Genomic DNA, 9,276 nt, shown 5'->3' on the forward strand with positions numbered 1-9,276 from the left:
GCGCGAGGAACGCAGCGCAGCGAAGTCCCGCAGTCGCGAACGAAAGGTGGGTCCGGTGACGGAGCGGGTGATGCGGTCGTGGGAGTGGGCCCGGCCGGTCCGCCCGGCCCGCCGGGAGGTGCTGGCCGCCGTCCCCGAGCTGGACGAGGGCCGTCCGCCGCTGCTCTTCGTGCCCGGTTTCGGCCACGGCGCGTGGGCGTTCGCCGAGCACTGGCTGGGGCACACCTCCGGCCGGGGCTTCCCGGCGTACGCGGTGAGCCTGCGCGGCCACGGCGACAGCGAGCCGGCGCCGGACGCGACGCTGCGGGCGTACGTGCACGACGTGGTCCAGGTGGCCGCGGACCTGCCACGGCGGGCGGTGCTGGTGGGGCACGGCGCCGGCGCCCTGGTGGTGGCGCACGCGCTGGCCCGCTACCCGGCCCGGGCGGCGGTGCTGGTGGCGCCGGTGCTGGGCGGCTGGCCGACGTTCGGCGCGGCGCTGCGCCGCAACCCGGCCGGTACCCTGCCGGCGGTCTTCGGCGGCCGGCTGCGGCTGGCCCCCCGGCAGCTGTTCAGCCGGGAGCTGCCGGACGCCGACGCCCGCCGGTACGCGGCCCGGCTGGGCGGGGCGTCGCGGCGCGCGCAGTGGGCGCTGCTGAACCCGGACGAGCCGGAGGCGGCGGTGGGCCGCCCACCGGTGCTGGTGCTGGGCAGCCCGGACGACCGGGTGGTCCCGGTGTCCGCACTGAACCGGGCGGCCCGCCGGTACGAGTCGGCGCCGCTGCTCTTTCCCGGCCTGGGCCACGACATGATGCTCGACGCGCGGTGGCGTGAGCCGGTGGACGCGATCCTCGACTGGCTGGAGAAGGAGCCGGCGGCCGGCCCGTCCCGCGCCTGACCGGTCCGCGCCTGACCGGTCCGCGCCTGACCGGTCCCGCGCCTGACCGGTCCGCGCCTGACCGGTCCCGCCGCCACCTCGCGCCGCCGGGCGGCCCGTACGCGGGCACCGCCCGGCCCTCGCGACCGGACCCGCCCGCCGGACCCTGTGGTCTTTGGCCCCGATGCCCGACGTCTGCGGGCTGGTTGCTGGCGTCACGGGGCTCGCACCCTGCGGGGTTGACCTCAGCTCTTCAGATCGGCACGCCTGCGGCCAGCCTCAGAACCGACGCTGGACAGCCGCCCGGCCTGGCCCCTGTCCGCGCCCTACCAACTTGACCTCACAAACGAATCACCGACCCCGCTCGTTGCCGGAAGTGGGCGCAACCGAGCCAGCCAATGATTCGTTCACGACATCAAGTTGGTAGGGCACGGAACGCACCCGCCCGACCCCGGCGATGACACGCCCGGGACTGCCGCTACAGACCTCGCCCCAAGGGCCGAGCCGAGCGCGGCGCGGGGGTGCCGCCCGCGGCCGTCCCCCGGGTGCCCCGACCGGGCCCGCCGGCAGCGGCCGGAACGTTCGGACAGGCCCGGCCGGCGGAGCGCCGGCCGGTCAGTCGGTGCGCAGCCGGGCGGTCAGCGCCCCGCTCTCGTCCAGCGCGCTGAGGTAGGAGCGGGCCCAGGCGCGGATGTCGTAGCGGTGCAGGTGGTCGCGCATCGCGCGCATCCGGTCGGCGAGGTCCGCCGGGTCGGCCTGCAACGCGGCCAGCAGCCCCTGCTTCAGCCCTTCGAGGTCGTGCGGGTTGACCAGGTACGCCTGGGGCAGCTCGGCGGCGGCCCCGGCGAACTCGCTGAGCAGCAGCGCGCCGGAGTCGTCGACCCGGGCGGCGACGTATTCCTTGGCGACCAGGTTCATCCCGTCGCGCAGCGGGGTCACCGCCATCACGTCGGCGATCCGATAGAGCGCGGCCAGCTCGGAGCGGTCGAAGGGCTGGGTGAGGTAGTGGATGGCGGGCTCGCCGACCCGGCCGAACTCGCCGTTGATCCGCCCGACCTCGCGCTCCACCCGGTCGCGGAGGATCTGGTACTGCCCGACCCGCTCCCGGCTGGGCACCGCGACCTGGACCAGCACCGTGTCGCGGACCTTGATGTGCCCGCCGGAGATCAGCTCGCTGTACGCCTTGAGCCGCTGCTCGATGCCCTTGGTGTAGTCCATCCGGTCGACGCTGAGGATGACGTGCTCGGGTCCGCCCAGGTCCCGGCGCAGCCGGGCGGCCCGTTCGGCCACCTCGGGCCGGGCGGCGAGCGCCGCCATCTCGGCGGTGTCGATGGAGACCGGGAACGCGCCGATGCGGACCACCCGGTCGCCGACGCCGATCCGCCGGTCGGTGGCGGGCAGCTCCAGCACCTTGGCCACCAGCTGGGCGAAGTTGTGCGCGGCCTGGGCGCGCTGGAAGCCGACCAGGTCGGCGCCGAGCATCCCGCGCAGCAGCTCGGCCCGCCGGGGCAGCTGCATGAACAGCTCCGGGGGCGGGAACGGCACGTGCAGGAAGAAGCCGATCCGCAGGTCGGGCCGGAGCTCGCGGAGCAGGCCGGGGACCAGTTGGAGGTGGTAGTCCTGCACCCAGACCACGGCGCCCGGCTCGGCCACCTCGGCGGTCGCCTCGGCGAACCGCTGGTTGACCCGTTGGTATGCCTCCCACCAGCGCCGGTGGTATTCCGGCTGCTCGACGGCGTCGTGGTAGAGCGGCCAGAGGGTGGCGTTGGCGAAGCCCTCGTAGTGGTCCCGGAAGTCCTCCGCGCTGAGCGCCACGCTGCGCATCCGGACCCCGTCCACGTCGGGCAGGACGGGCGCCGGGCCGGTGCCGCCGGCCCAGCCCACCCAGGTCGCCGGGGTGTGCCGCAGCAGCGGGTGCAGTGCGCTGACGAGGCCGCCGGGGCTGCGGCGCCACTCGCAGGCGCCGTCCGGGGCCACTCCGTCGTCGATGGGGAGGCGGTTGGCCACCACCACGAGCGAATTCTGTCGCATCTCGGGCATTCCGATCAGCAGGGGCTGACCACCGCGAGCGAGGAACAACCGGGCAGTCAGTGGGGGAAGTGACGTACAGCCGTATTCCTACTGACCGTAAGTTACACCACTGTTACGCCCCACGCGTGTCGCCGCCCGTCCCGCCATGCGGGCGGGCGGGTCACACGACCGCGCCGTCGTCCGGGTCGCGGTCCTCGTCGCCGGGACGCAGCCGCCAGATCAGCGTGACGAAGCCGGCCAGGATGCCGGTGAAGCCGAGCAGGGTGACCACCGACGAGTCGATCGGCAGCAGCGTGGGGCGGAGGAAGAAGACGAAGCCCACCAGGATGCAGAGCACCCCCACCACGGCGTACTTCGACACCCGGGGCAGTGGGGGCGGGGGTGGGGGCGTGTAGCCCTCCTCCTCGTCGCCGGGCAGGTCGGCGCCGAAGGTGTCCAGCCCGTCCAGCAGGGAGGGCTCGTCGGGCCGGTCCCGGCCCACCGAGATCCCGGACACGTCGGCCGCGTACGGCAGCCGGCGCACGTCGGTGGCGGTGGGCCCGGGGGCGTCGTCGGCGCCGGTGCGGCCGGCCGGGCCGGCGGCCGGGCCCGGGCGCTCCACCGGGTCGTCGTCCACGTCCTCGGCCGCGGGCCAGGGGTGGGCGCCGGCGGTCGGCGCGGTGTGGAACCCGGCGACGATGCGGGCCCACTCGGCGTCCACGTCCGGCTCGGCGTCGCGGGCCGCGGGTTCGCCCTCGTCGGCGAGCTGGGTCAGGTAGTCCCGGGCGGTGGTGAGGTGGGACCGGTCGACGTAGAGCCGGTCGACGGGCCGGGGCGGCACGGTGGTGGTCCGGGTGACCGGGTTGAGGTCGGCGGAGGGTTGCAGGTACGCGGCGATGCCGCCGGCGGCCAGCACGTCGAGCAGGTGCTCACCGACCCGGGGATCCACGTCACCCGCGACGGCGTACTCGCTCGCGTCGAGGCCGTTGTCCCGCCGCCCCCGGCGGGGCCCACCCGCTGACACCGGACACCCTCCTCATCGCACCTGGCGGTGCGTCCGCTCGCGCCCCGGCGCCCGTACGCCGTGCCTTGAATCGTGACACGTCCCGGGCCGGTTCCGGGAGTGCGTTGTGGCGTGCCGCTCCCGGTTCGTACGCTCGACATCGACGGTTCCGCTCGCCGAACCCGTGCTGGAAGGACGCCGGTGCTGTACTGGCTGCTGAAGTACATCATCCTCGGCCCGCTGCTGAGGCTGGTCTTCCGCCCGCAGGTGGAGGGCCGGGAGCACATCCCCGACACCGGGCCGGTCATCCTGGCCAGCAACCACCTCTCCTTCTCCGACTCGATCTTCACCCCGCTGATCGTCAAGCGAAAAGTCACATTCATCGCCAAAGCGGAATATTTCCTCGGTAAGGGCATCAAGGGGTGGCTCACCAAGATGTTCTTCGTCGGGTCGGGCGCCATCCCGGTGGACCGCTCCGGCGGCCGGGCCGCCCGGGCCGCCCTGGACACCCAGCTCGAGGTGCTGCGCGCCGGCGGGATCGCGGGCATCTACCCGGAGGGCACCCGCTCGCCCGACGGGCGGCTCTACCGGGGCAAGACCGGGGTGGCCCGGCTGGCCCTGGAGAGCGGCGCCCCGGTGGTGCCGATGGTGCTGCTCAACTCCGACGAGATCCAGCCGACCGGCCAGCTGATCCCCAACCTCGGCCGGGTCCGGATCCGGTTCGGCCGGCCGCTGGACTTCTCCCGCTACGCCGGGATGGCCGGCGACCGGTTCGTCGAGCGGGCCGTCACCGACGAGATCATGTACGAGCTGATGGAACTCTCCGGCCGGGAGTACGTCGACACGTACGCGCAGAAGCTGAAGCAGCCCGTGCCCGCCTGACGGGTCAGCAGGCCAGGGCCGGCCCGGCGTCCGGGACCGGCCGCCGGGCCAGGGCCAGCAGCCCCGGCGCGTCGTTGCGCTGCGCGAAGGCGCGTACCTCGGCCAGCGGGCCGGCGACCGCGGCGTTGTCCCCGGCCCGGTCCAGCTCGGCCACCGCCAGCGCGAGGGCCAGCATCCGGTCGGTGACGTCCGGGATCCGGGCGTAGATGTCCGCCCCGGCCAGGTACAGCTCGCCGGCCCGCCGATGGTCGCCGTCCGCCGCCGCGACCGCCCCGGTCACCGTCCGCAACGCCGCCTCCGACCAGGGCGTCCGGTGCCCCACCCGGTCCAGCATCGCGCGGACCCGCACCGCCGCGTCCCGGCCGGCGAGGGTCGCCGCGTACGCCGCCGCGGCGATCCACTCCCCGCTGGCCAGGGCCGGCACCGCCGACCACGAGTCGGCCAGCTCGTCGATCAGTACCGCCGCCTCGTCCGTCCGGCCCTGCAACGCCCGGCACAGCGCGGCCATGCCGAGCATGGTCCAGTGCGGCCGGTGGAAGCCGCCGCCCCGGGCGCTGGCCAGCGCGGCGGACACGTCGTCGCGGTGCCGGACCACCTCCGCGCCGCCGTCCCCGCGTTGCCCGGGGGCGGGCCGGGCCGCCGGCGGCACCGGCTGGCCGCGCAGCAGCAGCAGGCAGGAGCGCATGCCGCGGACCTTCATGTCCCAGCCGCCCGTCGGGGTGTCGACGAACGCGTCCGCGGCGGCGATCAGCCGGGCGAAGTCACCGTCGAAGTACGCCCGGACCGCCTCGCCCGAGTAGCTGGTGGCCAGCGTCTGCCCGCTGCCCTTCACGCCCGGCACGGTGGCCAGCAGCGCGTCGGAGCGCCGCCACTCGCCCTCCTCGTTCAGCGCGAACATCAGGTTCTGCAGGGCGCGGGGAAGCGCGTAAAGCTGCTGGGTCCGGGCGGTCTCGACCAGGGCGTGCAGCTCGTCCAGCCCGGACCGGTCGCCGGCCTGGTAGCGGGCGGTCGCCGCGGTGATCCGCGCGTTGACGTTGACCTCGACCAGCCCCAGCCGGGCGCCGATCGCGGCGGCCGTCTCCGCCGCGGCGACCGCCTCGTCGCGCTCGTAGTTGAGCATGTGCAGCCGGCCCAGCTCGGCGTGCGCGTCCGCCTTCTGCTGGCTGTCCGGCAGCGGCTCGAACAGCGCCACCGCCCGGTTGAGGCAGGCCACCGCGTCGGTCCGGTCGGCGCGCAGCCAGGCCGCCTGACCGAGCATCGTCCAGGCCCGCGCGGAGCAGGCGTCGTCGCCGTGGGCGAGCAGCCGGTCGGCCAGCGCGTGCAACTGCTCCGGCCCGCCGCCGGAGAGGAACGCGTTGCCGTCCCGGTAGAACGAGATCTCCGTGCTCAGCAGCTCCAGCTGCAACCGGCCGACCGGGTCGCTGTCGTCGGCCAGGCCCAGCGCCCGCCCGGCGTGCGCGGCGGCGGCGTCCAACCCGTGCAGGGCGTACGCCCGGCGGGCCGCCCGGTGCAGTGCGGCGCGCGCCGGGGCGGCGTAGCGGGTGGTCTCGGTGCCCAGCGTGCGGGCGATCTCGTGGGCCGCCCACCGGTGGTGGGCCAGTACCTCGGCCAGGTCGGTGTCCCGGCTCTGCGACAGCGCGTCCAGCCAGTCGGCGGTCCGCTCGTGCCGGGCCACCCGCTCGGTGCGCGGCAGCCGCTGGTAGCAGACGTCCCGGACCAGCACGTGCCGGAACCGGTACTCCGGCTGCCCCGCCATCGTCGAGGCGCCCTGCTCGTGCACGAAGTCGCGCTGCTCCAGCCGGCGCAGCGCCCGCTCCACCGACTCGACCGACTGGCCCAGCGCGGCGGCCACCGCCCCCGGCCAGAACTGCACCCCGACCACCGAGGCGGCCAGCAGGACCGCGCGGTCCTTGGCGTCGAGCAGGTCGACCCGGTTGGCGATGACCGAGTGCACGCTCTCCGGCATCGGCAGCTCCAGGTGCTTCTCCAGCGACCAGCCGCGGCCGGACTGGCGCAGCGCGCCCTGCTCGATCAGCATCCGCACGTACTCGTGGGCGTAGAGCGGGTTACCGCCGGCCACCTCGATCAGCGGGTTGAGCATGTCCGCGGTGAACGCCGCCTGGCCGAACATGTGCGCGTAGAGCGAGGCGATGCCGGTGTCCCGCAGCGGGGGCAGGGTGATGGTGACCGAGCCGGTGATGATGCCGGCCCAGCTCGGGTCCCGGTCGATCAGCTCCGGCCGGGCCGTGCAGAGCAGCAGCAGCGGCACGTCCCGGGCGGCGGCGCCGAGCAGCTCGACGAAGCGCAGCATCGCGTCGTCGGCCCAGTGCAGGTCCTCGAAGACCAGCACGGTCGGGCGGCGGGCCGCCAGGGCCAGCAGGAAGCGCCGCCACGCCGACTCGGCCTCCTCGGCGGGCAGGGTGGCGCCGGCCAACCCGACCAGCGGGCGCAGCGCGGGCACGATCCGGTCCCGCTCGCCCGGCCCGACCAGCTCGCCGACCGCGGCGGTCAGCCGCTGCCCGGCGGTGGCCGCCGGGTCGGTGTCGAGGATGCCGGCCTCGGTCTTCACGATGTCGGCCAGCGCGGCGTAGGTGACGTTCTCGCCGAACGGCGGGCACCGCCCGGTCCGCCAGGTCAGCGGCTCGTCGACCAGCCGGCCGGCGTGCCGGTGCAGCTCCCGGACCAGCCGGCTCTTGCCCAGCCCGGCCCGCCCGAAGACGGTCACCACCTGCGGCAGCCGGTCGCGCAGCGACCGGTGCAACGCGTTGACCAGCAGCCCCAGCTCGTGCTCGCGGTCGATCAGCGGGGTGGTGTCCGGCTCCCGGTCGGTGGGCTGCCGGCGCACCGGGGCCAGGGCCAGCCACACCTCGGTCGGGGTGGAGCGCCCGCGCAGGGTGACCGGCGGCTGCTCCTCGTACCGGATGGCGTCCTTGGTGAGGGCGTGGGTGGCGCCGCAGACCAGCACCCCGCCGGGCGGGGCCACCGACTGCGTCCGGGAGGCGGTGTTCACCACGTCACCGGCCACGATCGCCTGCCCGCCGTCGCGGGCGGCGGCCACGTCGACAAGCGCCTCCCCGGTGGCCACGCCCACCCGGAAGCGCAGCTCGTCGGCGCCGCTGGGCGCGAACCGGGTGAGCACCCGTTGCAGCTCCAGCCCGGCCCGTACGCAGCGCAGCGCGTCGGTCTCGGTGGCCACCGGGGCGCCGAAGAGCGCCATCACGGCGTCGCCGATGTACTTCTCGACCACCCCGCCGTACTGCCCGACGACCCGCTTCGCGGTGGAGAAGAAGCCGGTCTGCATGGCGCGGACCTGCTCCGGGTCGGCCCGTTCCACGTACGGGGTGAAGTCGATCAGGTCGACGAAGAGCACGCTGATCCGGCGCCGGTCCTCCTGGGGCGCCGCGAACGGCTGCCGGGCGCCGGCCCGGGGCGATCCGCACGAGGTGCAGAACGCCACGTCGGCGGCGAGGGGCCGCAGGCAGTGCGGGCAGACCGCGCCCAGTTCCGCGCCGCAGCCCCCGCAGAAGCGGTCGCCGTCGGCGGCGGTACGTCCACAACGGTCACACTGGGCGGAGATGACACCCTCCGGTGGTGGGTCCTGGGGCCGGTCCTGGCCGGACGCCGCCCCCCGCGGCGTCCAGACCGAGTATCGCGGTCCGGTGACCTGTCGGGTACCGGGCTGTTGGCTTGTGGACAGTCATCCGGGCAGTCAGGTCGAGCCGTCGCGGATTAGATTCATGCCGCCGGACGACGAGGACCGCGATCAAGGGGGAAACATCATGGTGTACGTGAAGCTGGAGAGTGACTGGACCGACGCCGACGGGGTCAACCACTCCGCGGGCGAGTCCATCGACGTGGACGCGGCCACCCTGGCCGCCCTGCAGGCCCAGGGCATCGTCAGCGAGGGGCCCAAGGGCGGCGGCAGCAAGGACGGGACCGACGGGTGGATCGGCCCGACCAGCACCAAGCCGTGAGCTGACGCGGGACAGCTAACACGTGGCCGGGGCGTTCGACGCCCCGGCCACGCGCCGTCTCAGCGGTCGTTCATTCCCGCCCGGCGGCGCAACGCGGCCACGTCGGTGACCACGATCCGGCGCCCCTCCGTACGCAGCCAGCCCCGGTTGGCGAACGAGCCGATGGCCTGGTTGACGCTCTGTCGGGAGCCGCCGGCCATCTCGGCGAGCTGGCTCTGGTTGAGCTCGATGGTGATCATCGGCGCCTGGCTCTCGCCGGCCAGCCGGACCAGCGTCTTGGCCACCCGGCCGGGCAGGTCGAGGAAGACGTGGTCGGCGTTCTGCTCGGTCAGCCGCCGGATCAACCCGCCCAGCGAGCGCATCACCGCGTCCAGGATGCGCGGGTTGGAGTGCACCAGCTCCATGAAGGCGGGCCGGGACAGCGCCAGCGCGGCGCAGTCCTCGATGGCCTCGGCCGACGCCGAGCGGGTCGAGGCGTCCAGCAGGGAGACCTCGCCGAGCACGTCCGGCGGTCGGATCACCGACAGCACGGCCCGCTCCCCGGTGGGCGC

At 74.8% G+C, this 9,276-nt stretch carries 7 protein-coding genes; 3 read left to right on the plus strand and 4 right to left on the minus strand.

The window, feature by feature from the left end; all coding sequences use genetic code 11:
- Window positions 1-70 precede the first annotated feature (70 nt).
- On the plus strand, window positions 71-877 hold the full coding sequence (locus K7640_RS28910; protein WP_255610161.1) for an alpha/beta fold hydrolase: 807 nt from the start codon (window positions 71-73) through the stop codon (window positions 875-877).
- Between the two features lie 594 nt (window positions 878-1,471).
- Here the strand turns inward: K7640_RS28910 and K7640_RS28915 are convergent.
- Together K7640_RS28915 and K7640_RS28920 are read right to left on the minus strand one after the other, a co-directional pair.
- Window positions 1,472-2,887 carry a trehalose-6-phosphate synthase gene (locus K7640_RS28915; RefSeq protein WP_222958107.1) on the minus strand — a complete coding sequence of 472 codons (1,416 nt, stop codon included), beginning with the start codon at window positions 2,885-2,887 and terminating at the stop codon, window positions 1,472-1,474.
- 160 nt (window positions 2,888-3,047) lie between these two features.
- Window positions 3,048-3,890: a DUF308 domain-containing protein gene (locus K7640_RS28920; RefSeq protein ID WP_222958108.1), complete on the minus strand. Its 843-nt coding sequence runs from the start codon at window positions 3,888-3,890 to the stop codon at window positions 3,048-3,050.
- Window positions 3,891-4,070: 180 nt separating this feature from the next.
- Here K7640_RS28920 and K7640_RS28925 point away from each other — a divergent pair, with 180 nt between their 5' ends.
- Window positions 4,071-4,751, plus strand: coding sequence for a 1-acyl-sn-glycerol-3-phosphate acyltransferase (locus K7640_RS28925; protein WP_222958109.1), 681 nt, complete (start codon window positions 4,071-4,073; stop codon window positions 4,749-4,751).
- Between the two features lie 4 nt (window positions 4,752-4,755).
- Here K7640_RS28925 and K7640_RS28930 read toward each other — a convergent pair whose 3' ends face one another.
- Window positions 4,756-8,328, minus strand: coding sequence for an adenylate/guanylate cyclase domain-containing protein (locus K7640_RS28930; RefSeq protein ID WP_222958118.1), 3,573 nt, complete (start codon window positions 8,326-8,328; stop codon window positions 4,756-4,758).
- A gap of 202 nt (window positions 8,329-8,530) precedes the next feature.
- Here K7640_RS28930 and K7640_RS28935 point away from each other — a divergent pair, with 202 nt between their 5' ends.
- Complete coding sequence (locus K7640_RS28935; RefSeq protein ID WP_222958110.1) at window positions 8,531-8,725, plus strand: hypothetical protein; 195 nt, start codon at window positions 8,531-8,533, stop codon at window positions 8,723-8,725.
- A 59-nt stretch (window positions 8,726-8,784) separates the two neighbouring features.
- Here K7640_RS28935 and K7640_RS28940 read toward each other — a convergent pair.
- On the minus strand, window positions 8,785-9,276 hold a 492-nt coding region (locus K7640_RS28940), incomplete at its 5' end, for a Crp/Fnr family transcriptional regulator (RefSeq protein WP_222958111.1).

Origin of the sequence: Micromonospora sp. PLK6-60 (assembly GCF_019890675.1) — a bacterium.
Taxonomy (GTDB): domain Bacteria; phylum Actinomycetota; class Actinomycetes; order Mycobacteriales; family Micromonosporaceae; genus Micromonospora.